General features: G+C 65.9%; 25 protein-coding genes and 1 pseudogene. 16 read left to right on the top strand and 10 right to left on the bottom strand.

Annotated elements, in window-relative coordinates; all coding sequences use genetic code 11:
• Positions 1-5: 5 nt before the first annotated feature.
• Positions 6-1526 (bottom strand): CoA-acylating methylmalonate-semialdehyde dehydrogenase, encoded by a 1521-nt coding sequence (locus KXD98_RS04655; RefSeq protein ID WP_260762093.1) that lies wholly within the window; start codon positions 1524-1526, stop codon positions 6-8.
• A gap of 169 nt (positions 1527-1695) precedes the next feature.
• On the opposite strand from KXD98_RS04655, the pseudogene KXD98_RS04665 reads away from it, so the two are divergent.
• Positions 1696-3067: pseudogene (locus KXD98_RS04665) on the top strand (HNH endonuclease signature motif containing protein).
• A 17-nt stretch (positions 3068-3084) separates the two neighbouring features.
• Here KXD98_RS04665 and KXD98_RS04670 read toward each other — a convergent pair.
• On the bottom strand, positions 3085-4266 hold the full coding sequence (locus KXD98_RS04670) for a LuxR C-terminal-related transcriptional regulator (RefSeq protein ID WP_260762095.1): 1182 nt from the start codon (positions 4264-4266) through the stop codon (positions 3085-3087).
• A gap of 125 nt (positions 4267-4391) precedes the next feature.
• Here KXD98_RS04670 and KXD98_RS04675 point away from each other — a divergent pair, with 125 nt between their 5' ends.
• The 11 genes from KXD98_RS04675 to KXD98_RS04725 are packed head-to-tail and all read left to right on the top strand — an operon-like array spanning position 4392 to position 15360.
• Positions 4392-5627, top strand: a complete 1236-nt coding sequence (locus KXD98_RS04675) for a cytochrome P450 (protein WP_260762096.1) — start codon at positions 4392-4394, stop codon at positions 5625-5627.
• The gene (locus KXD98_RS04680) at positions 5624-6037 is read left to right on the top strand and encodes a nuclear transport factor 2 family protein (protein ID WP_260762097.1); all 414 of its coding nucleotides are present in this window, start codon (positions 5624-5626) and stop codon (positions 6035-6037) included. The genes KXD98_RS04675 and KXD98_RS04680 overlap by 4 nt, the downstream gene beginning before the upstream one ends.
• Positions 6034-6228, top strand: a complete 195-nt coding sequence (locus KXD98_RS04685; protein ID WP_260762098.1) for a ferredoxin — start codon at positions 6034-6036, stop codon at positions 6226-6228. Before KXD98_RS04680 ends, KXD98_RS04685 begins: the two co-directional genes overlap by 4 nt.
• A gap of 25 nt (positions 6229-6253) precedes the next feature.
• Positions 6254-7027 carry an ABC transporter permease gene (locus KXD98_RS04690; RefSeq protein ID WP_260762099.1) on the top strand — a complete coding sequence of 258 codons (774 nt, stop codon included), beginning with the start codon at positions 6254-6256 and terminating at the stop codon, positions 7025-7027.
• Between the two features lie 10 nt (positions 7028-7037).
• Positions 7038-7892, top strand: coding sequence for an ABC transporter permease (locus tag KXD98_RS04695; RefSeq protein ID WP_260762100.1), 855 nt, complete (start codon positions 7038-7040; stop codon positions 7890-7892).
• A gap of 1 nt (position 7893) precedes the next feature.
• On the top strand, positions 7894-9225 hold the full coding sequence (locus tag KXD98_RS04700; protein ID WP_260762101.1) for an MCE family protein: 1332 nt from the start codon (positions 7894-7896) through the stop codon (positions 9223-9225).
• Between the two features lie 31 nt (positions 9226-9256).
• Entirely contained in the window at positions 9257-10285 is a 1029-nt protein-coding gene (locus KXD98_RS04705; RefSeq protein WP_260762102.1) for an MCE family protein, read from the top strand.
• The gene (locus KXD98_RS04710) at positions 10282-11529 is read left to right on the top strand and encodes an MCE family protein (protein WP_260762103.1); all 1248 of its coding nucleotides are present in this window, start codon (positions 10282-10284) and stop codon (positions 11527-11529) included. Before KXD98_RS04705 ends, KXD98_RS04710 begins: the two co-directional genes overlap by 4 nt.
• Positions 11526-12791 (top strand): MCE family protein, encoded by a 1266-nt coding sequence (locus tag KXD98_RS04715; RefSeq protein WP_260762104.1) that lies wholly within the window; start codon positions 11526-11528, stop codon positions 12789-12791. Before KXD98_RS04710 ends, KXD98_RS04715 begins: the two co-directional genes overlap by 4 nt.
• Complete coding sequence (locus tag KXD98_RS04720; protein ID WP_313901270.1) at positions 12788-13930, top strand: virulence factor Mce family protein; 1143 nt, start codon at positions 12788-12790, stop codon at positions 13928-13930. The genes KXD98_RS04715 and KXD98_RS04720 overlap by 4 nt, the downstream gene beginning before the upstream one ends.
• Positions 13930-15360 carry an MCE family protein gene (locus KXD98_RS04725; RefSeq protein ID WP_260762105.1) on the top strand — a complete coding sequence of 477 codons (1431 nt, stop codon included), beginning with the start codon at positions 13930-13932 and terminating at the stop codon, positions 15358-15360. The genes KXD98_RS04720 and KXD98_RS04725 overlap by 1 nt, the downstream gene beginning before the upstream one ends.
• Positions 15361-15390: 30 nt before the next feature.
• Here KXD98_RS04725 and KXD98_RS04730 read toward each other — a convergent pair whose 3' ends face one another.
• The 7 genes from KXD98_RS04730 to KXD98_RS04760 form a co-directional block, all read right to left on the bottom strand.
• On the bottom strand, positions 15391-15993 hold the full coding sequence (locus KXD98_RS04730; RefSeq protein ID WP_260762106.1) for a dTDP-4-dehydrorhamnose 3,5-epimerase family protein: 603 nt from the start codon (positions 15991-15993) through the stop codon (positions 15391-15393).
• A complete protein-coding gene (gene rfbB / locus KXD98_RS04735) occupies positions 15990-16997 on the bottom strand; it encodes a dTDP-glucose 4,6-dehydratase (RefSeq protein ID WP_260762107.1) in 1008 nt (335 codons plus the stop codon). The genes KXD98_RS04730 and rfbB overlap by 4 nt, the downstream gene beginning before the upstream one ends.
• Positions 16998-17022: 25 nt before the next feature.
• Positions 17023-17880, bottom strand: a complete 858-nt coding sequence (locus tag KXD98_RS04740; protein ID WP_260762108.1) for an LLM class F420-dependent oxidoreductase — start codon at positions 17878-17880, stop codon at positions 17023-17025.
• 30 nt (positions 17881-17910) lie between these two features.
• Entirely contained in the window at positions 17911-19404 is a 1494-nt protein-coding gene (locus KXD98_RS04745; RefSeq protein ID WP_260762109.1) for an ATP-binding protein, read from the bottom strand.
• Between the two features lie 72 nt (positions 19405-19476).
• On the bottom strand, positions 19477-21141 hold the full coding sequence (locus KXD98_RS04750; protein WP_260762110.1) for an FAD-dependent oxidoreductase: 1665 nt from the start codon (positions 21139-21141) through the stop codon (positions 19477-19479).
• 43 nt (positions 21142-21184) lie between these two features.
• Entirely contained in the window at positions 21185-21898 is a 714-nt protein-coding gene (locus KXD98_RS04755; protein WP_260762111.1) for a hypothetical protein, read from the bottom strand.
• A gap of 20 nt (positions 21899-21918) precedes the next feature.
• On the bottom strand, positions 21919-22350 hold the full coding sequence (locus KXD98_RS04760; RefSeq protein ID WP_260762112.1) for an Hsp20/alpha crystallin family protein: 432 nt from the start codon (positions 22348-22350) through the stop codon (positions 21919-21921).
• A gap of 166 nt (positions 22351-22516) precedes the next feature.
• Here KXD98_RS04760 and KXD98_RS04765 point away from each other — a divergent pair, with 166 nt between their 5' ends.
• Genes KXD98_RS04765 through KXD98_RS04775 form a run of 3 tightly spaced genes read left to right on the top strand, consistent with a single transcriptional unit; the run spans position 22517 to position 24893 of the window.
• The gene (locus KXD98_RS04765) at positions 22517-23188 is read left to right on the top strand and encodes an SRPBCC family protein (RefSeq protein WP_260762113.1); all 672 of its coding nucleotides are present in this window, start codon (positions 22517-22519) and stop codon (positions 23186-23188) included.
• 17 nt (positions 23189-23205) lie between these two features.
• Positions 23206-24000, top strand: a complete 795-nt coding sequence (locus KXD98_RS04770) for a sigma 54 modulation/S30EA ribosomal C-terminal domain-containing protein (protein WP_260762114.1) — start codon at positions 23206-23208, stop codon at positions 23998-24000.
• 5 nt (positions 24001-24005) lie between these two features.
• On the top strand, positions 24006-24893 hold the full coding sequence (locus KXD98_RS04775) for a universal stress protein (RefSeq protein WP_260762115.1): 888 nt from the start codon (positions 24006-24008) through the stop codon (positions 24891-24893).
• Here the strand turns inward: KXD98_RS04775 and KXD98_RS04780 are convergent.
• Positions 24831-25394, bottom strand: coding sequence for a GNAT family N-acetyltransferase (locus KXD98_RS04780; RefSeq protein ID WP_260762117.1), 564 nt, complete (start codon positions 25392-25394; stop codon positions 24831-24833). The genes KXD98_RS04775 and KXD98_RS04780 overlap by 63 nt on opposite strands.
• Before the next feature lie 94 nt (positions 25395-25488).
• Between KXD98_RS04780 and KXD98_RS04785 the strand changes: the two genes are divergently transcribed.
• Positions 25489-26076 (top strand): hypothetical protein, encoded by a 588-nt coding sequence (locus KXD98_RS04785; protein ID WP_260762118.1) that lies wholly within the window; start codon positions 25489-25491, stop codon positions 26074-26076.
• Position 26077 lies beyond the last annotated feature (1 nt).

Here is a 26077-nt window from a genome sequence, read left to right on the forward strand (position 1 = left end):
GCAGCTTATTTCATCGTCGGAATGACGAACTCTGCGCCATCCTTGATGCCCGAGGGCCACCGCTGGGTCACGGTCTTGGTCTTGGTGTAGAACAGGATCGAGTGCGGGCCATGCTGGTTGAGATCGCCGAAGCCGGAGCGCTTCCAGCCGCCGAAGGTGTGGTAGGACACCGGAACCGGAATCGGCACGTTGACCCCGACCATGCCCACCTGGACGCGGGCGACGAAGTCGCGTGCGGTGTCACCGTCGCGGGTGAAGACCGCCACGCCGTTGCCGTACTCGTGCTCGGTCGGCAGTCGCAGAGCTTCTTCGTAATCGTCGGCTCTGACGATGCACAGCACCGGGCCGAAGATTTCGTCGGTGTAGATCGACATGTCGGTGGTGACGTGATCGAACAGGGTAGGTCCGATGAAGTAGCCACCCTCGAGGCTCTGGTCATCGAAAGTCATTTCATCCGAGGCGCGTTCGCGGCCGTCGATCACCAGCTCAGCGCCGGCCTCCACGCCCTGGCCGATGTAGTCCTTGACGCGGTTGAGCGCGGCCTCGGTGACCAGCGGGCCGTAGTCGGCCTTGGGGTCGAGGCTGTGGCCGACGCGCAGCTCCTTGATCCGTTCGACGAGTCGGTTGCGGAGGCGGTCGGCGGTTTCACGGCCCACCGGGACGGCGACACTGATCGCCATGCACCGCTCTCCGGCGCTGCCGTAGCCGGCGCCGATCAGCGCGTCGACGGCCTGGTCGAGGTCGGCGTCGGGCATCACGATCATGTGGTTCTTCGCCCCGCCGAAGCACTGCGCGCGCTTGCCGTTGGCCGCGGCGTTGGCGTAGATGTACTGCGCGATGTCGGAGCTGCCGACGAAGCCGACGGCCTGGATGTCGGGGTGGGCGAGGATCGCGTCGACGGCTTCCTTGTCGCCCTGGACCACCTGGAAGACGCCGGCGGGCAGGCCGGCCTCGATGAACAGCTCGGCCAGTCGGACCGGCACCGATGGGTCACGCTCGGAGGGCTTGAGAATGAATGCATTTCCACAGGCGAGCGCGGGGCCGGCCTTCCACAGCGGGATCATCGCCGGGAAGTTGAACGGGGTGATACCGGCGACCACACCCAGGGGCTGACGCAACGAGTAGACGTCGATGCCGGTGCCGGCGCCCTCGGTGAATTCACCCTTGAGCAGATGGGGAATGCCGATGGTGAACTCGATGACCTCGATGCCGCGCTGGATGTCACCCTTGGAGTCGGCGACGGTCTTGCCGTGCTCCAGGCTGAGTAGCTCCGCCAGTTCGTCGATGTTGGCGTTGACCAACTCGATGAACCGCATCATCACCCGGGCGCGACGTTGCGGGTTCCACGCCGCCCACTCCTTCTGCGCCTCGACGGCCGAGGCCACCGCGGTGTCCACGTCGGCGGCGCCGGCGAGTAGAACTTCGGCTTGCACCGTGCCGGTGCTCGGGTTCAGCACGTCGGCGGTGCGGGTGGACGATAATTCGCTGCGCTTGCCGTCGATGAAATGAGGAATGCGTGTGGTCATGTTCCAGCCTTCTTCTGCGTAGATACTTGCATATCCTAGTAATATCGTTCTGCTGGGCGCAAGAGCTCTCGAAGGGTCGGTTATCCCCAATTGTGAGTTCATCCCCAGCTTCGGCTCGCTTGCGGTTTTCCTGTGTCGATCCGCCACATATCGAACTAGTGTTCGATATGTGGATGGTCCTGTCGCGGCGGCTCTGGCGGCCCTGAAGGCGGCCCGTGATGCGGTGAACGCACTGGATGTGACGTCGCTGCGGCACGCGGAGCTGCTCGAGGTGATGGACGCGCTGGAAGCAGATGCACGCCGCGCGCCGGTGCTGCGTCACCACATCGTCAACCGGCTGGTCGCCGAGGCCAACCCACTGGAACTGGGCGCGACGTCGCTGTCGAAGGTGCTCGCGTTCCGGCTACGGCTCAGTGCGGTCGAGGCGCGCCGCCGCATCGACGTCGCCGGCGAGTTGGGCCCGCGCACGGCGATGTCGGGTGAACCGTTGGCGCCGGTTCTGGAACACACCGCGGAGGCCGAGCGCCACGGCCGGATCGGCGCAGAGCACGTCACGGTGATCCGGGGATTCTTCGCCGCGCTGCCCGACACGGTCGACGTCGCCACGCGCGCCGACGCCGACGCCGACCTTGGCGCGGATCGCGAGCCGACACAGCCCCGAGGCTCTGCGCAAGGCGGCCAACCGGCTGCTGGCGCATCTGCATCCGGATGGGGACTTCACCGACGCCGAGCGGGCCCGCCGGCGCGGCGTGACGCTCGGGCCACAACGGGCCAACGGGTTGAGCCGGATCGCCGGAGAACTCACACCGGAGGCCCGAGCGGTGCTCGAATCACTGCTGGCGAAGCTGGCGGGTCCGGGCATGTGCAACCCGGACGACGAACAGCCGACCATCGAGGGCGAGCCGGGCCATGACGCGGTTGACAAGGACTCCAGGACGCAGCCTCAGCGTAATCATGATGCGCTCGTGGCGATGGGTCGCGCGCTGTTGTGCTCCGGCGGGTTGGGTCAGCTCAATGGCCTGCCCGTGACGGTCATCGTGTCGACCACGTTGCAGGAACTGGAATCCGGTGCCGGACAGGCGGTCACCGGTGACGGCTCGTTGCTGCCGATGCGCGACTTGATCCGGATGTCCGCCCACGCCCACCATTACCTGGCCGTCTTCGACGAACACACCGAGCAGGCCCTCTACCTGGGCCGGACAAAACGGTGCGCGACTGCCGGACAACGAATCATGTTGCATTCCAAGTACCGTGGCTGCACCCGCCCGGGGTGCGACGCATCCGGCTACCGCTGTCAGGTGCACCACGCCGCGGCTGACTGGAAGAATGACGGTCGCACCGATATCGACGACCTGACGCTGGCCTGTGGTCCGGACAATCGCATGGTCGAGACGACGGGCTGGACGACGGCGCAGGGCAAACATGGTCGCACCGAGTGGATCCCGCCTCCTAGTCTGGATACCGGGCAGGCGCGGGTGAACGATCTGCACCACCCGGAGCGGATGCTGCTCTACTCCGAGGGTGACGGTTCGGCCCCGTGACCCCGCCGGCGTGCCGATCAGCCGACGTCGGGCACGCTGGCCAGGCGCACGTAAGCCGATGCCGCCTCGGCGCGGTTGGTCGCGTGCAATTTACGCAGCACCCTCTTCACGTGTGACTTCACCGTGCCGGCCGAGATCACCAGTTCGTCGGCGATCTGTTGATTGGTGCGACCGGCCGCCATCAGTCGCAGCACCTCGACCTCGCGCCGGGTGAGGACCGTCATCACGCGGGTCTGTACGTCGGCCAGCGAGCGTGCCGCGGGACTACGCTCCAGCGGCTCGATCTTGCGCAGGTCCAGATCTGCATCCTGCAACGCCCGAGCCGCTTCATCGGCCGAGGCCAATGCGTTTCGGACCTCCGCGTGCTGGCGGCGCATCCTCTCCATGAGCACTGTGCGCTCGTAGGCATACCCGAACCCCTCCGCGAACGCCCACACCGTGTCGCGGTCGATCTCGTCGACGAGGCGACCCGAATACAGGCGGTCTGCATGCAGGAAGCCGATCACCTTGCCCGTCGGCATCACCGGTGCCGCCACATAGGAATGGGTCATCGAGAAGTCGATGATCGGTTTGTTGACGCGGGGATCGTTGCGGGCGTCGCGGACAATCGCCGGTGCGCGGCGGCGGATCATCTCGGTCTCGAGCAGCATGTGATCCAACGGCGGCGCGACGGACTGCGCGAACGCGACCATCTTCTCGGCGCCCTCCCGGTCCTCGCCGAAGTACGCCGACTCCATGACCATCCGGCCCTCGTGCACGCGAAAGAGCACGGCTCGATCGAATCCGCACGACTCCACCAACTCTCGCGGAGCCCGGTCGACGATCGTCGCGACATCATCGACCACCCGCAGCTTGCTCAAGCCCTCCTGGACCTGCAACAGCGCAAAGGTGCGCCGCCGGGCGCCGTCCTCGATCAGCTCCCGCTCCAATGCGCACAGGTCGAGCACCGCCTCCAGCGCAAGCAGTGCATCCTCGTCGTCGCACGCTTCCAGGGCGTTGCGCACCACGGTGGCCTTGGTGTCGACGGCTTCGGATACCACGGCCATGGGGTCGTCGGTGGGGTCGATGCCCCACCCTTGAAATGTCTCCCGGTAGCGACGGGCGGCCTCGCTTTCCCGCGCTGGACGCGACGCCCAGCCGGGATGGCCGGCCAACGTCTCAGCCGCCCCGGAATCAGGCGTGGCGTCGGCGGTGGTCATAGGGGCTACTTTCCTCCGACCACAGCTGCGGTGCGGTCGGAATCGCAAATTGCCCTCCTACGGGAGTGGGAGTGCTCCCCAACGGGGGATCGCTTTGCTGTTCTGCTTCGCAGAGGCTGACGGACATGTCATCTACCACTGTTTCGGCGCTCGAGATGTTGACCACGCCTGAGGGCATCGCCAACCCTTACCCGCTCTACGATCAGCTGCGCAGCCAGTCTCCGGTAGCCGGCTATCGAGACTGGCCGCCGGGAACCGTGCCGGGAGCCGACCAACCCGTCACCGCGTGGGCGCTGTTCCGTTACGACCAGGTCTTCGACGCTGCGCGCGACAGCGCCACGTTCTCGTCGCGAGATCCGCTGCAAGAGGCGTCTTCTGCGCCGAGCCTGATGCTGGTCAATACGGATCCCCCCAAACACGAGGTGGAACGGAAGTTGGTCAGCCAAGCATTCTCTCCGCGTCGCATCAAACGGCTGGAAGGCTGGCTGGGGGAGCTGATTCCGCGCCTGCTCGATGACCTCGGCGAGGGCGAGGTGGACGTGATGACGTTCGCGGCCGAGATTCCCACTAGGGCCATGGTGCGCCTGCTGGGTCTGCCCGAAGGTGACCACGTGCGGTTCCGCAGGTGGGCCAACGCGTTCATGTTGTCGTCGTCGCTGACGCCAGAAGAACGGATGGCGAGCAATCAAGAGATGGTCGCGACCTTCGCCGCTCGCCTGGCCGAGCACACCGCCCGCATTGCAGCGCAGGAGACCAGCGAAGACATCGACGACGCCGAGGACCTCATCTCGGCGCTGTTGCGCGCCGAGGTCGACGGTCAACGGCTGACTCCAGAGGAGATCGTTCGATTCTGCGTCACGCTGGTGGTCGCCGGCAGCGAGACCACGACGTTTCTGATCGGCAATCTGTTGCATGCGCTTGCGCGCGAACCGGAGGTCGCTGCGCGCCTGCGCGCCGACCGGGCACTGCTGACGGTCTTCATCGAAGAGACCATGCGACTCGACGGACCCCCGCAGCGGCTGTTCCGGATAGCCACCCGCGATGTCGAGGTGGGGGGCAAGATGATCCGTGCCGGCGACTGGGTGGCGCTGTTCTTCGGTTCGGCCAATCGTGACCCAGCGGTATTTCCCGACCCGTCGCGGCTGGACATCGATCGACCGAATCTGCGCAAGCAACTCTCGCTCGGCCACGGCCTGCATTTCTGCCTCGGGTCCTCCTTGGCCCGGTTGGAGGTGACGACGATGCTCAACGCGGTGCTCGACCGCTATCAACACATCGCGTTGAGCGACGATCCCGGCACCAAGCAGACCGCCAGTCTGCTGACCCACGCGTACGTCCGTCTTCCCCTGCGCCTGTCATGACCGCCATCGCCGAGCAGGACCGAAATATCGAAGCGACGAAGGCCATCTATGCCGCCGTGCCGGCAGGCGACCTGAACACGGCGCTGCGGCACCTCGATCCCGACGTGCGGATCACCTACTACGGTACTGCGATGATTCCGTATGCCGGTGATTACCACGGCATCACCGAAGCGATGACGTTCTTCGCCAAGGTCGGACAGGCCATCTCGATCGTCGAGATGGAACCGTGGAAGTTCATCGCACAGGGCGACGACCTCGCGGTCTGGGGACGGCAGCGCTTTCGAAGGCTCGACACCGGATACGAATGGCAGTCCGAATTCGCGCATATCATCACCCTCCGGGACGGACGCTGGCTGTACTTCCGCGACTTCATGAACTCGGCGCTGACCGCCGAAGCGTTCAGCCGATGAGGATCATCGCCGACCGAGAGGTCTGTATGTCCGCCGGCATGTGCGTGATGACCGCCGGGGAGTTCTTCGACCAGGATGCCGGCGGCTCGGTCGTTCTCATGCGCGCAGGGGTGCCCGACGACATCCAGGCGCGGGTCCGGCTGGCCGTCGGACTGTGCCCTTCGGGTGCCCTTCAGGTGCTGCCCGCATGACTGTGCATCTGGCCGGCGCGCCACGATGGTGATGACTGCGCAGACGGTGACCAAGCCGATCCGTGTGCTCGGCGGCTTCTTCGCGATGTCGCTGGACACTTTCGTCTTGATGTTCAAGCGGCCATTCGCGTGGCGCGAGTACGTCATCCAGACCTGGTTCGTCGCGCGGGTATCGGTACTGCCGGCGCTGATGTTGACCATGCCGTACTCGGTACTGCTCGTGTTCACGTTCAACATCTTGCTCAATGAGTTTGGCGCGAAGGACTTCTCGGGAACGGGCGCAGCCATCGGCACGGTGAACCAGATCGGTCCGATCGTGACGGTGTTGGTAGTATCCGGTGCCGGCGCAACGGCGATGTGCGCAGATCTCGGCGCCCGTACCATCCGCGAGGAACTCGACGCGCTTCGGGTCATGGGTATCAACCCTATTCAAGCGTTGGTGGTACCCCGCGTGCTGGCCGCGACCACCGTGGCCCTGGCCTTGGCCGCCTCGGTCATCATTGTCGGCCTGGCGGGTGCCTTCGTCTTCTGCGTGTACATTCAGCATGTCTCAGCGGGAGCATTCATCTCGGGACTGACGCTGCTCACCGGAGCCGGGGATGTCGTCGTCTCCCTGGCCAAGGCCACGTTGTTCGGCTTGGCTGCCGGGCTGATCGCCTGCTACAAGGGGGTTTACGTGCAAGGCGGACCCGCGGGCGTGGGGAATGCAGTCAACGAGACGGTGGTGTTCACCTTCATGGTGTTGTTCGCGATCAACGTCATCGTGACCGCTGTGGGCATCCAGTTCACGGTGTCGTGAGGCGACAACCATGACCGTCAGCACACCGAGCAAGCCCTTCGGGCGACCGGCACATCTGGTCGAAGGGTTTGTCGGCGGCTGGAACCGCGTCGGTGGACAGGCGCGGTTCTACGCGAGCACGTTGGCGGCGATTCCCGACGCCCTCACCCACTATCGTACCGAGTTGCTGCGATTGATCGCCCAAATGGGACTGGGCAGCGGGGCTTTGGCCGTCGTCGGCGGCACCGTCGCGATCGTCGGATTCTTGACCATGACGACGGGCGCTCTGGTTGCGGTGCAGGGCTACAACCAGCTTTCCTCAGTGGGTTTCGAGGCGCTGACCGGATTCGCGTCGGCCTTCTTCAATGTCCGGCTGATCGTGCCCGGCACGACTTCGGTGGCGTTGTCGGCCACCATCGGTGCGGGCGCGACCGCCCAGTTGGGCGCCATGCGAATCAACGAAGAGATCGATGCGCTCGAGGTGATCGGAATCCGCAGCACCACCTACCTCGCTGCGACCCGTGTCCTCGCCGGGGTGATCGTCGTCATCCCGCTCTACTGCGTGGCTGTGATGATGGCCTTCTTCGCGGCGCGGTTCGGCACCACCGTGATATACGGCCAGGGTTCAGGCGTTTACGACCATTACTTCGGGACGTTTCTCAACCCGACCGACCTGATCTGGTCCTTCTTCCAATGCGTGGCCATGACGGTCGTCATCATGCTCGTGCACACCTACTACGGGTTCACCGCGTCCGGCGGTCCCGCAGGCGTCGGCGAGGCGGTGGGCCGTGCGGTCCGCACATCGATGGTCGTCGCAGCGGTCGAAATCGTGATGATCTCACTGGCCGTCTACGGTCAGTCGGGCAATTTCAATCTGGCGGGTTGACATGCGGCCACGCAGCGGTGAAGCCCGCATTCACAACGCATGGTGGACGGCGATTCTGCTGGCGGTCATCGCCGCATTTCTCGCCGTCACCGCCAGTGTCTACAGCGGTACGTTCCGATCCTACGTACCAGTTACTTTGACGTCGGAACGGTCCGGACTGGTGATGGAGGCCGGCGCCAAGGTCAAGTTGCGCGGCGTCGAGGTGGGTCGCGTCCAAAGCATCAGCGGCGGTGACGGTCGGGCCAAGCTGGAACTGGGCATCGATCCGGACCAGATCCAGTTCATTCCGGCCAACGTGCAGGCGCAGATCCAGGTCACGACAGCGTTCGGCGCGAAATTCGTCGACCTGGTGTATCCGTCGGACCCCAGCCCGGCTTCGCTGGCCGAGGGGGCAGTGCTGCAGGCGATCAACGTCAGCACCGAGGTCAACACCATTTTCGAGAATCTGTCCGACCTCCTGAAGATGGTCGACCCGTCGAAGGTCAACGCGGTGCTGACCGCCCTGGCCGAGGCAGTGCGTGGCAAAGGTGAACGGATGGGGAAGGCCACCACCGACTTGAACGTGGTGCTCACCGCGCTCAACGAACGGAACGAGACGATCCGCCAGGACTGGCGGTCCTTCAAACGTTTCAACGACACCTACTCCGCGGTCGCCTCTGACATCGTGACCATCCTTTCCGATGCGAGCACCACCAGCAGGACCGTAGTCGAGCAGGCAGATGATCTAGATGCCCTGCTGCTCAACACCACCGGTTTGGCGCGATCCGGAACCGAATTGCTGGCGGTCAGCAAGGACAGCCTGGTGGACCTGGTCGGCACGCTGGAGTCCACGACCGGACTGCTGAACAAGTACAGCCCGGTTTACGCGTGTTGGTTACAGGGCGCGACGTGGTTTCTGGAGAACGGTGGATACGACGCCTGGGGCGGCGACAACGGCCGTTCGATTCAGCTCGATGTCGGCCTGTTGTTCGGTAACGACCCGTACGAGTTTCCGAACCACCTGCCGGTCATTGCCGCCAAGGGCGGCCCCGGTGGGAAACCCGGCTGCGGGTCACTCCCGGATGCCACCAAGAACTTCCCGGTTCGTCAGCTCATCACGAACACCGGTTGGGGAACGGGTCTGGACATTCGGCCGAATCCCGGTATAGGACGACCATGTTGGGCCAACTACCTTCCCGTGACCCGGGCGAACCCCGAGCCGGCGAGCATCCGGCAGTGCCTGCCCGGGCCTGCGCCGGGGCCGATCCCGTACCCGGGGGCGCCGCCCTATGGGGCGGCGCTGTACGGCCCAGGTGGGGTGCCACTGTGGCCGGGAATGCCACCGGCCCGATGAGCAGATCGTATCGAGTGCAGGAGACGACATCGTGAAGGACGACTTCAAGGGTGCGGCGTGGCGCCTGTTGGTCTTCCTGACGGTGTGCGCCGTCGGGACGTTCGCGTTGCTGGTGGTGTTCGCCGACTTCCGATTCGGCGGTGGTAAGCGGTACTTCGCCGAATTCACCAATGTGTCCGGTCTGAAGAGCGACGACATGGTGCGCATCGCGGGTGTGGAGGTCGGCACGATCCAGGACATCTCCTTCAACCAGGATTCGACCGTCCGCGTGGAGTTCGCCACCGACGATTCGGTGATCCTCACCGAGGGCACCCGCGTGGCCGTCCGCTACGACAACGTGATCGGCGGCCGTTATCTGGCGCTCGAGGAGGGCGCCGGCGGCTTGCGCCTGCTGCAGCCCGGCGGCACGATCCCGGTCGCGCGCACGCAGCCCGCCCTCGACTTGGACTCTGTCATCGGCGGGTTCAGACCGCTTTTCCGGGTGCTCGATGCAGAGCAGGTCAATACGCTGAGTGGACAGTTGATCTCGGCTCTGCAAGGCCAAGGCCCGACCATCGGGTCATTCCTGCAACAGGCGGCCCTGGTGACCAACACGCTGGCCGACCGTGACGTGCTCATCGGTCAGGTCATCGACAACCTCAACGTGGTACTGGGATCGCTGGGTAGTCAAACCGAACGCCTCGATCTGGCGGTGACCTCGTTGTCGGAACTGGTGCAGGGGCTCGCCGAGCGCAAGGTCGACCTTTCCACGGCTCTGGCCTACACCGATGCCGCGGCTGGCTCGGTGGCCGACCTGTTGGCCCAATCTCGCCGACCGTTCGCGAAGATCGTCCGCGAAACGGATCGCGCCGCCGCCATCGCGGTGGCCGATCACGACTACCTCGACAATCTCCTCAACACCCTGCCGGACAAGTATCGGGCGTTGGGCCGGCAGGGCATCAATGGTGACTTCTTCAGCTTCTACCTGTGCGACATCGTGCTCAAGCTCAACGGGAAAGGTGGCCAGCCGGTGTATGTCAAGATCGCCGAACAGGTTTCGGGGCGGTGCGCACCGAAATGAGGTCCTTCACGGAACGCAGCCCGCTGGTGATTGGGGCCGTCGGTGTGCTGATCGTCTCCGCCGTTGTCGTCGGCGCACTGCAGTACCAGAAACTTCCGCTGGTCAATCAGGTCAGGAGCTATTCGGCGCAGTTCGCCGACGCCGGTGGTCTGTTGACCGGGGCCACCGTGGAGGTCTCCGGTTATCCGGCGGGCAAGGTGTCGTCGATCGAACTCGATGGGGAAGTGGTGCTGGTGGGCTTCCGCATCGACAAGAACATCCGGGTGGGCGAGGCGACCGAGGCCGCGATCAAGACGAAGAGCTTGCTGGGCACCAAGATGCTTGCCGTCCTTCCGCAGGGCCAAGGCGAGCTCGACGGGCCCATTCCGATGGAGCGGACCACGTCGCCCTACCAACTGCCCGAGGCGCTCGGCGACCTCGCCGACACCATCAGCGGGCTCGACACAGATCAACTTTCGGATTCGTTGTCGACGCTGTCGGAGACCTTCACCGACACCCCCGACGAGCTGCGAGACGCGGTGCACGGTGTCGCCCGATTCGCCCAGTCGCTCAACGACCGGGACGCGCAGTTGCGTACGCTGCTCGACAACGCGGCAAAGGTAACGGGGGTTCTGGCCCACCGCAGTGACCAGGTTGCCCGGCTGGTCGCTGCCACCAACGCGCTGTTGGCGCAGCTACGCACCCAGGCCGACGCGGTGAGTCAGATCTGGATCAATATCTCCTCGGCCGCAGCACAATTGAAGGGGTTCATCGCCGAGAACCAGCACCAACTGCGACCCGCACTGGAGAAACTCAACGGCGTCATGGCGATCCTGGACAACCGCAAGGATCGGCTGCAGGAAGCGGTCAAACTGCTCAACAAATACGCCATGTCGCTCGGCGAATCCTTGTCATCCGGGCCGTTCTTCAAGGCCTATGTGGTCAACCTGCTTCCGGGACAGTTCGTACAGCCGTTCGTCGATGCCGCGTTCTCAGACCTCGGCCTCGACCCCAACGTGTTGCTTCCGTCGCAGCTGACAGATCCACCGACAGGCCAGCCGGGCACGCCGGGGTTGCCGGTGCCCTTCCCGCGCACCGGGCAGGGCGGGGAGCCGCATCTGACCCTGCCCGATGCGATCACCGGCAACCCGGGTGATCCGCGCTATCCGTACCGCGAACCGCTGCCGGCTCCGCCGCCGGGCGGTCCTCCGCCGGGTACACCCGCATTGTCCGGTACCGCGCCTTCGGAATCGGGGCAGCCATGACCGGGCCGCGCTGGCTACGTCCGGCGCTGGCGACCATGCTGGCCCTGACACTCATCGCCGGGGTGGTGTTGGTGGCACGACACTCTGACAGGATCGGGAAAACTTGGCTGACAGCGTATTTCGAGAACAGCAATGGGTTGTTCGCCGGTGACGACGTGCGCATCCTCGGCGTGCCGGTGGGACGCGTGGAACACGTCGAGCCACAACCAACCCGCGCCAAGATCACCTTCTGGGTACACCACCACCATCCGATACCGGCCGACGCCAAGGCGGTGATCCTCTCGCCACAACTGGTGACCGGTCGGGCGATACAGCTGACGCCGGTATATGCCGGCGGGGCAACCATGGCGAGCGGCGCGGTGATTCCGCAAGAGCGCACCGCCGTCCCCGTGGAGTGGGACGACATCCGGATCCAACTGCAGCGCTTGACCAGAATGCTTCAACCGACCAGGCCAGGCGGTACCAGCAGCCTGGGCGCGGTGATCAACACCGCGGCCGACAACCTGCGCGGACAGGGTGCCGACATCCGCGAGACGGTCATCAGGCTCTCCAATGCGCTGGCGACGTTGGGGGAGCACAGCTCCGACATCTTCTCGACGTTCACCAACCTGTCGATACTGGTTTCTGCGCTGCACGACAGCGCCGACCTGCTCGAGCAGCTCAACGGCAACATGGCGGCGGTGACATCGCTGATTGCCGACGACCCCCAGAAGGTCGCGCGCACGGTCGAGGATGTCGGTGCGGTCATCGGTGATGTGCAAGACTTCGCCGACGACAATCGAGAAGTCATCGGCACCGCCGGCGACAAGCTGGCATCGATAAGCGACGTGTTGGTCGCGAGTCTCGACGACATCGAGCAGACACTGCACATCGCCCCGGGCACATTGGCAAACTTCTCCAACATCTTCGAGCCGGCCAACGGCGCGCTGACCGGCGCGCTGGCTGTCAACAACTTCGCGAACCCGATCAGCTTTCTCTGTGGCGCAATTCAGGCGGCCTCTCGGCGCGGCGCCGAGCAGTCGGCGAAGCTGTGTGTGCAATACCTGGCCCCGATCGTCAAGAATCGGCAGTACAACTTTCCGCCGATCGGTGAGAACCTGTTGGTGGGAACGCAGGCCAGGCCCAACGAGGTCACCTACAGCGAGGACCGGATGCGGCCCGATTTTGTGCCGCCTGCCGACCTGTCGCCGCCGGCGATCGCAACGGATCCCGCAGCCGGCCTGTCGGGAATGATGCTGCCCGCCAGCGGAGGTGGCTCATGACGCACGTGCGGTGGCGGCGAATCGTGGCAGTTTGGTTGACGATCGCCATTGCGGTCTCGGTGGGCGGTTGTGGGAGGTGGCAGGGACTGAACTCGTTGCCGATGCCGGGCACGGCGGGTCGTGGCCCCGGATCATTCGTGATCCAGGCGCAGCTGCCCGACGTCAACAACATTCAGCCGAACTCGCGGGTCCGCGTGGACGATGTCGACGTCGGCACGGTAACCAAGATCGAGCGCCAAGGCTGGCACGCGTTGCTGACGATGCGACTCGACGCCGATGTCCAGCTACCGGAAAATGCCACCGCCACAATAGGTCTGACCAGCCTGTTGGGGTCATTGCACATTGAGTTGGCGCCGCCGACCGATGCCGCCCCGAAGGGCAGGATCGGCGAGGGTTCGCTCATTCCTCTGTCGCATGGTGACGCATTCCCCAGCACCGAGCAGACATTGGCGGCGCTGTCGGTGGTGCTCAACGGGGGCGGGCTGGGCCAGGTGCAGGACATCACCACCGCGCTCGCCACGGCATTTCGTGGCCGCGAACAGGACCTGCGCAGCATGATCGGTCAGCTGGAGACCTTCACCCGTAACCTCAACGACCAGACCGGCGACGTCATCGCCGCCACCGAAAGCCTCAACAACCTGGTCGGGCAATTCGCGGCACAACGGCCGGTGCTTGACCACGCCCTGCAGACCATCCCTGACGCGCTGGCCGTCATCAATGGGCGGCGCGACAACCTCGTCGAAGCCGCGGACCAGTTCGGCGATTTCAGTGCATTGACGGTAGATTCGATCAACAAGACCAAGGACAACCTGGTCAAGGAACTCGACGATATCGGCCCGGTGCTGGAGTCGCTGGCCAACGCCGGGCCAAGCATTACTCGGGCGCTGTCGTACATCCTGACCTTCCCGTTCCCCAACGAGACGATCGAGAAGTGGCAGCGCGGTGACTATGCCAACCTCACTGCGATCGCCGACCTTACCTTCAGCCGGATCGATGCGGGCATGTTCACCGGGACCCGGTGGGAAGGTGATTTGACCGAGCTGGAGCTGCAGTGGGGTCGCACGATCGGACAGTTTCCCAGTCCCTACACCCGCGCCAACCCGTTGACCGTGCCATACCGATGGGATCAGGGGCCGTAGTGCGACTGGACAGGCGAATGCAGATCCAACTGGTGGTCTTCACCCTGATCGCATTGGTGGCAATGGGATCGATGGGCCTGCACTTCATGAAGCTCCCAGCCAAGTTGTTCGGGGTCGGTCGCTACACCGTCATCATGGAGTTGCCACAGACCGGCGGCCTGTACAGCGGCGGTAACGTGACCTACCGCGGCACTGAGGTTGGCCGGGTCGAGGACGTGCGGTTGACACGGGCCGGCGTCGAGGCGGTGTTGTCGCTGAAAAGCGGTATCGACATCCCCTCCGATCTGCGTGCCGAAGTACACAGCCAATCGGCGATCGGCGAGCAGTACGTAGCTCTGATGCCACACTCCGGGGATGCCCCACCACTGCGCGACGGTGACGTCATCGCGCTCACCGACACGTCGGTGCCACCGGACATCAACACACTTCTGGCCGAAGCCAACGCCGGACTGCGGGCCATTCCGCGCGACAACCTCAAGACCGTCATCGACGAGTCCTATCTCGCGGTCGGCGGGCTCGGTCCCGAGCTATCCCGGATCGTCGATGGATCAACAGATCTCGCGATCGAGGCGCGCAAACATCTCGATCCGTTGATCAGATTGATCGATCAGGCACAGCCCGTGCTGGATTCGCAGACCAACACCTCGGAGGCTATCGCTGCGTGGGCGTCCCAGGTCGCCTCGGTGACCACACAGCTTCAGACACACGATCGATCCGTCGCCCGCGTACTGGACGGCGGCGCCGCGGCCACCGACGCGGTGCGTGCGCTCATCGACCGGGTCAGCCCGACGCTGCCGATCCTGCTGGCCAACCTGGTCAGCGTCGGACAGGTGGCGGTCACCTATCACGACAACATCGAACAGCTCTTGGTGCTGTTTCCGCAGGTGGTGTCTGCGGCGCAGGCGGGACTGGTGGCCAACCACGACACCAGACAGGACTACAAGGGCCAGTATCTGAGTTTCAACCTGAACATCAATCTGCCGCCGCCGTGCACCACCGGGTTCCTGCCTCCACAGCAGCAGCGTTCGGCGATCCTCGAGGATGCTCCTGACCGCCCTGAAGGCGACCTGTATTGCCGTGTGCCCCAGGAATCGCAGTTCAATGTGCGGGGTGCCCGCAACACACCGTGTGCGAGTGTGCCGGGCAAGCGTGCACCGACGGTCGCGATGTGTAAGAGCGACGAACAGTACGTGCCGCTCAACGACGGCCTGAACTGGAAGGGCGACCCGAATGCCACCTTGTCAGGGCAGCCTGTCCCGCAGTTGCCGCCTCAGCCCGCATCCCCCGCGCCGCCGGCGCTGCCGGCCGCCGCTTACGATCCGGCGACCGGGAGTTACACCGGTCCCGACGGTCGGCGCTCGACTCAATCGGACCTGGCGGTAGGCGCAACGGGAGACAGGTCGTGGCAGGACATGCTGCTGCCGCCCTGATACAGCGCCTGCCCTCCGGTGGTGCCGTAATCAGCGCTCGCGCAGGCCTTCGACGAATGCCGTGGCCTCATCCCAGCGCGGCAGCAGTCCGACCGCTTGCGCCTCGGCGAGGGTGGGGGCGGCCCGGTCGCGCTCGGACAGGATCAACTCGCCGTCGTAAGGCCAGTCGATCGCCAGCACTGGGTCCAACGCATTGACGGTGTGCTCGCGGGCCGGGTCGTATGGGGCCGAGCACAGGTAGGTCACCGTCGAATGGTCCTCCAGGGCAAGGAACGCGTGGCCGAGACCCTCGCTGAGATACACCGAACGATGGGCGCGATCATCGAGTCGGACCGCATCCCACTGACCGAAACTGGGAGACCCGACCCGGATGTCGACCACGACGTCCAGGACAGCACCCCGGGCGCAGGTTACGTACTTCGCCTGGCCGGGCGGTAGTTGGGCGAAATGCACGCCGCGCAGCACCCCGGCGTGCGACACCGAGCAGTTTGCCTGCCGCAACTGCAGCCGATGCCCGGTCAGCTCGGTGAACTCCGCCTCGGTGAACCACTCATGAAAGCAGCCGCGGGCATCGGAGTGCACCACCGGTGTCAGTTCCCAGGCGCCGGGCACCGACAGCGCGCGGGCTGTCATCGCTGCCGCTCGGCGTACTTCGATTCCACCGCGTCTTTGATTGGTGCCCACCAGGATTGGTTGGCCCGGTACCAGTCGATGGTCTCCCGCAAGCCGGCCTCGAAATCGGTGTGCTCAGGTTTCCAGCCGAGTTCCTCACGCAGCGGCGCGGGGTCGATCGCGTAGCGCAGGTCGTGGCCGGCTCGGTCGGTGACGTGGTCGAAGTCGTCGGGGGAGCGGTCCATCAGTGCCAGGATGGTGCGCAGCACGGTGAGGTTGTCCTGTTCACCGTCGGCGCCGATGAGATACGTGCGGCCGACCTGGCCGTCGAGAAGGATGCGCCACACCGCGCTGTTGTGGTCCTCGACGTGGATCCAGTCCCGGACGTTGGCTCCGGTGCCGTAGAGCTTGGGGCGCCGACCGGTGAGCACATTGGTGATTTGGCGTGGAATGAACTTCTCCACGTGCTGGTAGGGGCCATAGTTGTTCGAGCAGTTCGAGATCGTCGCGGCCACGCCGTAGGAGCGCACCCAGGCACGGACCAGCATGTCGGCAGCGGCCTTGGTCGCCGAATAGGGGCTCGACGGGTTGTAGGGCGTGGAGTCGGTGAACCGAGTCGGCTCATCGAGCGGCAGATCCCCGTACACCTCGTCGGTGGAGATGTGATGCAGCCGAACACCTTTCTCGGCCGACGCGTGCCGCACCGCTTCCAGCACCGTGAACGTGCCGACCACGTTGGACCGGACGAAGGGTTCGGGATCAGCGAGTGCATTGTCGACGTGGGTCTCGGCGGCGAAGTGCACCACCGCGTCGGCGTCGGCAACCAGCTGTGCAACCAGCGCGTCGTCGGTGACGTCGCCCTGTACCAGCCGGATGGCATCCTCGACCGGGGTCAGCGACTCACGGGTGCCGGCGTAGGTGAGCGAATCGAGCACCGTCACCTCGACGTCGGGGCGTTCCCGCACGGTGGCGTGGACGAAGTTCGCGCCGATGAATCCCGCGCCGCCGGTTACCAGCAACCGCATGCATGGAACCCTAGCGCGTGACCGGTCAGCCGGTGGTGCCCAGTGGTCCGGCCAGCTCCTCCAGCGTCGACATCAGCTCGTCGGGACCGCCGAGAACCTGGATAGCGACATGGTCGCCGCCGGCCTGCAGGTGCTCGGTGAGCCGCGCCGCGATGTCCTCCGGGGTGCCGTAGGCCACCACCGCGTCGATGAATCGGTCGGTACCCGGGTGTTCGAGATCCTCCTCGGTGAAGCCGAGCCGCTTCCAGTTGTTGACGTAGTTCGACAGACCCAGATAGAAGTCGACCGCCGCGCGCCCCACCTCCCGGGCCTTTGCACTGTCATTGGTGAGCACCACTTTGTGTTCAGGGGCCAGCAGTACCGTCGGGCCGACCAGCTCGCGGGCCTGCCCGGTGTGCACCGGGGTGGTCAGGTACGGGTGGGCGCCCGCGGCGCGCTGTGCTGCCAAGTGCAGCACCTTGGGGCCGAGCGCGGCGATCACCCGCCGACTGGTCGGAACCTTGGCCGCGTCGAGCGCGTCGAGGTAGTCGTTGAGTGCCTGGTACGGCTTGGTGTACTGCGCGGTGTGTTCGGGGTGCCCGACACCGACGCCGAGGACGAACCGGCCGGCGAAGGAGTCCTCGATGCGGTGGTAGGACGCGGCGACCTCTTTTGCGTCGGCGGTCCAGATGTTGACGATCCCGGTGGCTACCTGGAGGTTCTCGGTGGCTTCGAGGATCGGTTCGACGAAGGAGAGGTCGGCTGCCGGCGACGCGCCGACCCACACGGTCCCGTACCCGAGTTTCTCGATTGCCGCGGCCTGGTCCGGTGTGACCGGGCTGGGGGTCCACACCCCGAAGCGTCCCAGCGCCGGTTTGAGCGATACGCCCTCGGTCATTGCCATCCTTTCGGTCAGTTCACCCCAACGGGGTCACTACCCATTTCGTGCCGTCTTGACCGTCGAACCGCCGGTCGGGGTGTGCGGGGCCGGGGCCTGCCAGGGCAGCGAGACGATGAACCGGGTGTCGCCGGGCTGGGACTGCACCGTCAGGTGACCGTGGTGTTTCTCCACGACGATGCGCCACGCAAGGTCCAGGCCCAGTCCGGTGCCCTCGCCGAACGGTTTGGTGGTGAAGAACGGGGTGAAGATCCGGTCGATGATGTCCTCGGGGATGCCCGGGCCGTTGTCACCGATCTCGACGACCACGCCGCCGTCGTTGTCCTGGCGGCGGGTCCGGATGGTCAGTGTGCCGTGGCCGTCCATCGCCTGGATTGCGTTGTCGATCAGGTTGGTCCACACCTGGTTGAGATCACCGGGGTAGCACTGCAGCTCCGGTAGCGCCGGATCCTTGTCCCACACCAGGGCGACCGCGTTGTCCTTGCCGACCTTGTCTCCGAAGATCGTCTTGACGGTGCTGTAGAGCAGTTCGTGGACATTCGCGCTCTGATACTCGGCGCGGTCCATCTGCGAATATTGTTTGGCGCCGGCCAGCAACGCCGAGATGCGCTTGCTCGCCTCGGCGATCTGGTTCATCAGCAATTCGTTGTCGATGGTGTACTTCAGCCAGCCGATCGCGCCAGGCAGCGTCGCCGAGCAGTCGACATCGTCGATCGAGGCGGCCACCCGCTCCAGCCAGTCGACGTCAAGCCCGGCCTCGACGAACGTCGGGGCATAATCCCAAGCCGCGGAGATGCCGTGGGTATCGAGCCAGTCACCGATCTGGTCCTCGCGGTCGGAGGTCTCCAGCGCCGAGAGCTCCTGCGACTTCGACTTCGCGACCTGTTCGGCGACCTCGTCCTGGATGCTGACCAGAACCTTCAGCGCGGCCGGGGTGAACTTGCCGTCGGCGAGCATCGCCAGCTTGTGCCGCATCTTGCCGACGCCTTCACGCAGGTCGGCCACCGCCCGCGCGGTGGCACCAGCGGGGTTGTTGAGCTGATGGGTCAGGCCCGCCGAGAGCTGGCCGAGGGCCAGCAGCTTCTCCCGCTGACCCAGGATCTGACGTTGGCGCAGCCCGCCGACCATGTGCCCCTCCAGCAGGTGCACAGCCATCGGGAACTCCTTCTGCATGAACTCCGCGAAGGCCTCGGCGTCGAGCACGAAGAACCGCGACAGGCGCGTCACGCGCACTGAGGCCTGGTAGACGTGCTCCTCGCCGGGTATGTAGGCCGACCAGGCGCCGCAGTAAACCCCGCGTTGCGAGGTCCGGTTGGTCTCGATGTCGACGCCGCCGGAGCGCTTGGACATCACCAGTTCACCGTCGATCAGCACGTAGAAGCAGGTCGCCGGATCGCCTTCGGTGTGGACGGGGCCGGGCTCGAACGTCTGAATGTGGCCGTTGGCGCACAGCGTCGCGAGTTGCTCGTCGGTCAGTGCTTCGAACAGGAACAGGCTACGCAGTTCCTCGGGCAGACACTTCTCACCCATGGCGGGTCCTTCCTACACACGAAGTGACGTAATACAACGTGGATCGCCCAGGGTTGATTCCGACACCGGCGGCTACGTCTCGGCCAGATAGCGGTGCACCAGCATGACCGCCATCGAACCCTCGCCGACGGCTGCGGCGACTCGTTTGGCCGAATCCGCACGGACGTCACCGGCGACGAACACCCCGGGCACGCTGGACTCCAGATGGTGTGGCGGGCGGTCCAGCGTCCAGCCGCTGACATCGCGCAAGTCCGGTCCGGCCAGGATGAAGCCGTGCTGATCGCGCACCACCACGCCGTCGAGCCACTCGGTGCGCGGCTCGGCGCCGATGAAGATGAACATCCGACCGCAGGTGGTTTCCTCGCGTACCCCGGTCTGGGTGTTCTCCAGGCAGATGCCCTCAAGGTGGCCGTCGCCCTTGACCGCGTGCACCACGGTGTGCGGCATCTCCCGGATGTTGTGCTGGCTCCTGATCTGCTGGATCAGGTAGTGCGACATGGAGTCCTCCAGGGTGCGCCGGCTGACGATCGTCACCGATTTCGCGGTCCGCGCCAGATACATCGCGGCCTGCCCTGCCGAATTCGCGCCGCCGATGACATACACCTCGTCGTCGTCGCAGTCGGCGGCCACCGATGCTGTCGCGCCGTAGTACACGCCGGCTCCGGTCAGGTCAGCGCAGCCTTCGGCGGCCAGCTGCCGGTACTCGACGCCCATCGCCAGGATCACCGCGCGCGCCCCGATGGCGCGTCCGTCGGACAGGTGCACCGTGCGCGCGTTGCCGTCCACGGCGAGCCGGACCACTTCGGCCGCGGTGATCAGCTCGGCGGCGAACTTCTCGGCCTGCCGGCGGGCCCGCTCGGCCAGCTGTGCCCCCGACAGACCGTCGGGGAAGCCCAGGTAGTTCTCGATGCGCGAGCTCTGGCCGGCCTGACCACCGGTTGCGGTGCGCTCGATGAGCACCGTTTTGAGACCTTCCGAGGCGCCGTAGACCGCGGCCGCCAGTCCCGCCGGGCCACCACCGATCACGACGAGGTCATAGAAATCCCCGGACGGGGCGGTGCTCAGCCCGAGCGTGGCGGCCAACTCGGCGTCGCTGGGGTCGACGAGCGTCTCACCTTGTTCGGTGATGATCACCGGCAACGTCATCCCGTCCTGGCCGGCCGCCTCCAGCAGCTGCGCACCTCGCGGCTCATCGGAACGGAACCAGGTGTAGTACAGCCGGTTTCGGGCCAGGAATTCGCGCACTTCCGAGGATCGGGCATTCCACGGATGTCCGATGATCTTGGTGTGCGGGATGGCCCGGTCCCCGGTGGACCGCCAGGCGTCGATCAGCGCATCGATCACCGGATACAGCTTCTCCTGCGGCGGATCCCACGGCTTGAGCAGGTAGTGGTCGAGGTCGACGACATTGATCGCGTCGATCGCGGCGTGGGTGTCGGCGTAGGCGGTCAGCAGCACCCGGCGGGCCATCGGGAAGATGTCCATCGCCGCCTCGAGGAACTCGATGCCGCTCATCTGCGGCATCCGGTAGTCGGCGACGAACACCGCCACGGTCTCGCCCCGAAGCTTCAACTCGTTGAGCGTCTCCAGTGCATCGGGGCCCGACTCTGCGCGCACGATGCGGAACTTCTCGCCGTAATGCCTGCGCAGGTCGCGGGCAACGGCGCGCGACACCGCCGGGTCGTCGTCCACGGTCAAGATCACGGGTTTGCGGGGCTGGGGCTGCGATCCAGTCATCGCCTCCAGTATGCGCGGGCTGTCCAGCCGAAATCGGTCGGTGTCACCGCCCGGTGCTGGTGGTGCGTGGCCGATCGGGCGGCGCGTGCGAGGGATGGCGCGCGATGCTGGCGGCGATCACCTGCCGGCGTGCTCGTTGGGCCCGGTCGGCAATACCGCGCATCATCTTCTGCTCCATCACGAAATGCGGGATGTCGAACCAGAAGCGACCGACCGGTCCGCCGCTTCCGCGCACCACCAGCCGGGTCCAGCCGACCTCCCTGCGTAACGTGAAAGACCAACAGCCGGAGGCCTTCTCGCCGCGCTGAAGGCGTTCGTAATCAGCGGGGGAGACGAGCACCAGATGTGACCGCGGTTCGACGGCGGCGACGATCTGGCGGGCCCGCGGCCCGTATCGTCGGGCCAGCCACACCGTGTCGCCCACCTCGATCTGCTGCCATTCCGGGTGGATCGCCGAAGCGTTGTGGATGTCGGCCAGCGCCGCGCGCTCCAGGACGGAGTAGCTGTAGAAGCCGGCACGGTCCTCACCGATCTGGGCCAGCCACGGCCACACCTCGCCGGGCGATGCGTCGATGGTCACCGCTCGGGTGGTCCGCGGTCCCCGCGGGTCGACCAACTCGTCGCCAGGTAGGTGGGCGGCGACCTCGTCGTCACGGGCGCCCCAGCGAAACATCCACGGGCGCACGTGGGCGTGGTAGAGCGCCGCGATGCCGATCACGGCCATGATGTCGGCCAGCAGTGGCCGTTGGGTGCCCATATCTGCCGCCCTCGGCCCGGTCAGCTCGCCGGTTCGACCGGGATGCGTTTCTCCGGGCTTTCGGACTCCTTCAGCGGCACCGACACCTGCAGAATCCCTCTGTCGTAGCTGGCTTTGATGCCGTCCTCGTCGGCCCCGGCGGGCAGTGTCACGGCGCGGGTGAACGAGCCGTAGGAGAACTCCGAGCGGCCGTTGGATTCCTTCTTCTCGCTGCGTTCGGCCTTGATGGTCAACACACCGTCGCGGACGGTGATCTCGACGTCGTTTTCCGGGTCGACTCCGGGGATCTCGGCCTGCAGGACGTAGCTGCCGTCCTTGACGTCGTCCTCGACCTTGATGAGGTGCTTGCCGAACATCGGGCGCAGGCTGGCCCACGACGGCAGGCCCGAGAACAGTTCGGAGACCTCCGGCCACGCGGAGCGGTGATGGTGCTGCACGGCAACGTTGTTCATGTTTCCTCCCGGTAGATCAGCGGGTGTTTGCTCTTTGCATCCGACCACCCATCGGGAGCCGCGGCTAGAGGCGGAAGTCACTCGGAAGGGACGCGCTCGCCGGCACAGGCAGGTTGAGGACCAGCGGCCCTAGCGGGCGCCCATCGGCCGGCGTGACGATGAGCTCATGGCCAACCGCGTACTGAAGGTTCTGACAGTTGCCGGGCTGCTGTACGGCGCGAGGAGGTACTTCCGTGACTGGGGGACCACCAAGGAAGAGTCCGGCGCCACACTGGCCGGCGACGAACTGGTGGCTGCTCCGGTGCTGCAGGCCACCGAGGGGGTCTGGATCGAGGCGCCCGCCGAGCAGGTGTGGCCCTGGCTGGTGCAGATGGGACAGGATCGAGGCGGCCTGTACAGCTTCGAAGTGCTCGAAAACGCAGTGGGCCTGCAATACCGCAACGCCGACCGGATCCATCATGAGTGGCAGGACCTCGCGGTCGGCGACTCCGTCCGGCTGGTCCCGCGCGGCTGGCTCGGCCTGACCGACGGTGTCGAGCTGACGGTCACCGCGATCACCGCCCCGGAGTCGATCGTGCTGCACGCCGCGCCGCCCCGTTTGCCGTGGGAAATGGTGTGGTCGTTTCATCTGTTACCGCGGTGGGAAGACCGTTGCCGACTGTTGATCAGGTCGCGGCTGGCGTTGCGGCACCCTGGCGAGGTCGCGCTGGCCGAGTTGGCCGGGCCGGCCCGGGCCTTCGTCACCCGCGGAATGTTGCTGGGCATCAAGCGGCGCGCAGAGCGCAGCGCCGAACGCGTCGCACCAAGGACCTTCGGCCCTAACGCAGCCGGCGATTGACCGCGTACCAACGAGCCATGAGCAACGGAGCCCAAGCGTCCCCTGATCTCGCCATCGACGTGACAGCCCGCGACGAATCTCCCGGAGTCGTCGAGTACGCACGGGAGAAGATCGCCGGCCTCGCCCGTTTCGCCCACCGGCCGATCGCGCACGCGCGGGTCCGCGTGACCCGCAGCCATGACCTGGCCGTCGGTCGGCCGGTGATCGCGCAGGCCAATCTCGATGTCGCCGGCCGGCCGGTGCGAGCGCAGGTGCAGGCCAATACGGCGCAGGAAGCCCTCGACGCATTGGCCGCGCGGCTGCGCCGCAGACTCGAACATGTCACCGCGCTCTGGGAAGCGCCGAAGGGGCCCGACGCAGCGCCACCGTGGCGGGGCGGGGCGACATTCGACCGGATGCCACGGCCGGTGCCGCGCGGGGGCGATGAGCCCCGCATCGTCCGGCGTAAGACCTTCGCCATGGCGCCCTGCACCGTCGATGACGCGATCGCCGACATGGAGACACTCGACTACGATTTTCATCTCTTCACCGAGATCGGTTCCGGTGCCACGGCAGTCGTGTACCGCGGCGGTCCCACGGGATATCGGCTGGCTTTGGTGGCGCCGGCGCTGGCCGGGGAGGTGGCCCCGTTCACGGCGAAGGTCACGATCAGTCCCCACCCGCTTCCCTGTCTGCGCGAGCAGGACGCGCTGGAGCGACTGGGCCTGCTCGATCTACCGTTTCTGTTCTTCATCGATGCCGCACAGGGCCGGGCCAGTGCGCTGTATCGGCGTTTCGACGGCGACTACGCCGTGATCACCCCGGCGGGATAGCCGCGGTGACCGCGTCCGGCAGGATCCACGGAATCGTCGCGGCGGTCGACGGCTCACCGCCCTCGCAGCGCGCTCTGCGCTGGGCTGCACGAGAAGCTTCGCTGCGTGAGGTGCCCCTCACCGTCGCCCATGTCGAACCGACCGAGGAAATCGGTCCGTGGCTGGATGTGCCGATCAGCGACGAGTACGCGGCCCAGCGTGACCAGCAGGCCGCCGAGATCGTCAAGGCGGCAGCGCAACTCGCATCCGCGGAGTTGGCCGGACGACGTGCGGTCCGCGTCGACGAGCTGATCCTGCCCGGCCCGGTCAAGCGTACGCTGCTCGATCTGTCTCAGGCTGCCGACATGGTGGTCGTCGGCTCCCGGGGGCTCAACGGACTGGAGCGGCTGCTGCTGGGCTCGACCAGCGCGGCACTGGTGCACCACGCGCACTGTCCGGTCGCGGTGATTCACGCAGACCTGCCCGACGAGGCACTGCGCTTCACCGGGCCGGTGGTCGTCGGTGTCGACGCATCCGAGGCCTCCGAACCTGCCGTCGGTCTGGCCTTCGACGAGGCGTTTCGGCGAGGAGTCGAACTCGTTGCGGTGCACACCTGGATGAACCGCGCCGACTTCTACGTCGATGTGGCCGTGCAGGACTTGGCGACCCAGGCTGGCGCCGAGCTCAGTGAGCAGCTTTCCGGGTGGGCGCAACGCTATCCGGACGTCGTCGTGCGCCGCGTCATCGTTCAGGACAATCCTGCCCGCCGGCTGGTCGAAGAATCGCAGCAGGCGCAGCTGCTGGTCGTCGGCAGCCGGGGTCGCGGTGGCTTCGCCGGCATGCTGCTGGGTTCAGTCAGTTGGACTGTGGTCCAGGCCGCGCGCACCCCGGTCGTCGTGGTGCGCCAATCCTGAGCCCGCATTGTCGAGCGCGACGCGCACCCGCACGACGTCACCGTCTCGTCTCTGATCGACCGGCCAGCCGGCGTCGTTGATCACCTCGAGCATCGGCGAGTTCTCGGCGAGAACCATGCCGACCAGGCAATGCAGCCCAGCTGCTTGAGCGCGCCGACCCAGCTCGTAGAGCAGCAACGTGCCGATGCCGCGCTGGTGCTGCTCGTGTGCGACGACCACGGCAACCTCGGCGCAGCCACCGTCGGTGGACTCGACGTAGTCGGCGATTCCGATCAGTTCCTGGGCCTCGAACGCCCCGAGTGCACATGCGTCGTCCGAGGGTGTGGTCAACGACAGTGCCCACTGGCCGATGTAGGTGGGGTATCGGGTGAGGAATCGTAGATAGCGTTCGGCGAGGTCGAGTTCACTGGCGAGGCGGATCACGGCGTCGTAGTCGCCACTGTCGAGTTCGCGCACGGTCACGTGCGGTGGGGGGCGCCGGGGCGGACGGGACGAACTCACCAGAAGGGACCTTAGCCCCTCCCCGCGTGGGGTCGGTACCGACGATGATCGGAATCATCAGAAAGGTCGGACCACTGGCGATACGGAGTCCACCATGCAGACCTTCACCCTGGGTATCGGCGTCTGGGCGCGCCGACTCGCCGCGCGCAATCCCCTGGTCCGCGCCACCGATCGGATGGAAGCCGCGGTGATCCTATTGGTGGCCACGCTGAGCATCCTTGCGATCCCGGTGGCCGGGGCCGTGGGCACCGCCGAATACGACCGTCTGATGGTGACCATCAGCGAGCAGCAACTGACCCGGCAGCAGGTGGAGGCGACCGCGGTTGCCGAAAGCCGGGCGGCGCCCCAGCCCTACCAGATGCGTTACCTCACCGCCGTCGAGTGGGAATTCGCCGGAACCACGCACAGTGACGAGATCCGCACGCCTCGGTTGAGTGCCGGTGACTCGGTGCCGATCTGGATCGACGAGTCCGGCGTTCGGGCGCGACCGCCGCTGACGGGTGAGGATGCCGCCGCAGCAGCGGTGAGCAGCGCGCTCGGCTTCTGGCTAGTGGCTTCGGCACTCGGTGTCGCAGTGTGGCTGGCTGTTCGACTGCGCCTGATACACAACCGGTTTCAGGAGTGGGACCGCGAGCTCGACGACCTGGCAGACAACGGTGGACGTGCAAACAACGCAAGCTAGC

Source organism: Mycobacterium sp. SMC-4, from assembly GCF_025263265.1.
Taxonomy (GTDB): Bacteria; Actinomycetota; Actinomycetes; order Mycobacteriales; family Mycobacteriaceae; genus Mycobacterium.

What these genes read in the sequence shown, in the direction of transcription:
- KXD98_RS04760 (WP_260762112.1), bottom strand. Translation starts at nt 22,350, where the DNA reads ATGAACAACGTTGCCGTGCAGCACCATCACCGCTCCGCGTGGCCGGAG.
- rfbB (WP_260762107.1), bottom strand. Translation starts at nt 16,997, where the DNA reads ATGCGGTTGCTGGTAACCGGCGGCGCGGGATTCATCGGCGCGAACTTC.
- KXD98_RS04755 (WP_260762111.1), bottom strand. Translation starts at nt 21,898, where the DNA reads ATGGGCACCCAACGGCCACTGCTGGCCGACATCATGGCCGTGATCGGC.
- KXD98_RS04655 (WP_260762093.1), bottom strand. Translation starts at nt 1,526, where the DNA reads ATGACCACACGCATTCCTCATTTCATCGACGGCAAGCGCAGCGAATTA.
- KXD98_RS04670 (WP_260762095.1), bottom strand. Translation starts at nt 4,266, where the DNA reads ATGACCACCGCCGACGCCACGCCTGATTCCGGGGCGGCTGAGACGTTG.
- KXD98_RS04750 (WP_260762110.1), bottom strand. Translation starts at nt 21,141, where the DNA reads ATGACTGGATCGCAGCCCCAGCCCCGCAAACCCGTGATCTTGACCGTG.
- KXD98_RS04785 (WP_260762118.1), top strand. Translation starts at nt 25,489, where the DNA reads ATGCAGACCTTCACCCTGGGTATCGGCGTCTGGGCGCGCCGACTCGCC.
- KXD98_RS04700 (WP_260762101.1), top strand. Translation starts at nt 7,894, where the DNA reads ATGCGGCCACGCAGCGGTGAAGCCCGCATTCACAACGCATGGTGGACG.
- KXD98_RS04680 (WP_260762097.1), top strand. Translation starts at nt 5,624, where the DNA reads ATGACCGCCATCGCCGAGCAGGACCGAAATATCGAAGCGACGAAGGCC.
- KXD98_RS04675 (WP_260762096.1), top strand. Translation starts at nt 4,392, where the DNA reads ATGTCATCTACCACTGTTTCGGCGCTCGAGATGTTGACCACGCCTGAG.
- KXD98_RS04710 (WP_260762103.1), top strand. Translation starts at nt 10,282, where the DNA reads ATGAGGTCCTTCACGGAACGCAGCCCGCTGGTGATTGGGGCCGTCGGT.
- KXD98_RS04765 (WP_260762113.1), top strand. Translation starts at nt 22,517, where the DNA reads ATGGCCAACCGCGTACTGAAGGTTCTGACAGTTGCCGGGCTGCTGTAC.
- KXD98_RS04740 (WP_260762108.1), bottom strand. Translation starts at nt 17,880, where the DNA reads ATGGCAATGACCGAGGGCGTATCGCTCAAACCGGCGCTGGGACGCTTC.
- KXD98_RS04695 (WP_260762100.1), top strand. Translation starts at nt 7,038, where the DNA reads ATGACCGTCAGCACACCGAGCAAGCCCTTCGGGCGACCGGCACATCTG.
- KXD98_RS04730 (WP_260762106.1), bottom strand. Translation starts at nt 15,993, where the DNA reads ATGACAGCCCGCGCGCTGTCGGTGCCCGGCGCCTGGGAACTGACACCG.
- KXD98_RS04745 (WP_260762109.1), bottom strand. Translation starts at nt 19,404, where the DNA reads ATGGGTGAGAAGTGTCTGCCCGAGGAACTGCGTAGCCTGTTCCTGTTC.
- KXD98_RS04715 (WP_260762104.1), top strand. Translation starts at nt 11,526, where the DNA reads ATGACCGGGCCGCGCTGGCTACGTCCGGCGCTGGCGACCATGCTGGCC.
- KXD98_RS04690 (WP_260762099.1), top strand. Translation starts at nt 6,254, where the DNA reads ATGGTGATGACTGCGCAGACGGTGACCAAGCCGATCCGTGTGCTCGGC.
- KXD98_RS04770 (WP_260762114.1), top strand. Translation starts at nt 23,206, where the DNA reads ATGAGCAACGGAGCCCAAGCGTCCCCTGATCTCGCCATCGACGTGACA.
- KXD98_RS04685 (WP_260762098.1), top strand. Translation starts at nt 6,034, where the DNA reads ATGAGGATCATCGCCGACCGAGAGGTCTGTATGTCCGCCGGCATGTGC.
- KXD98_RS04720 (WP_313901270.1), top strand. Translation starts at nt 12,788, where the DNA reads ATGACGCACGTGCGGTGGCGGCGAATCGTGGCAGTTTGGTTGACGATC.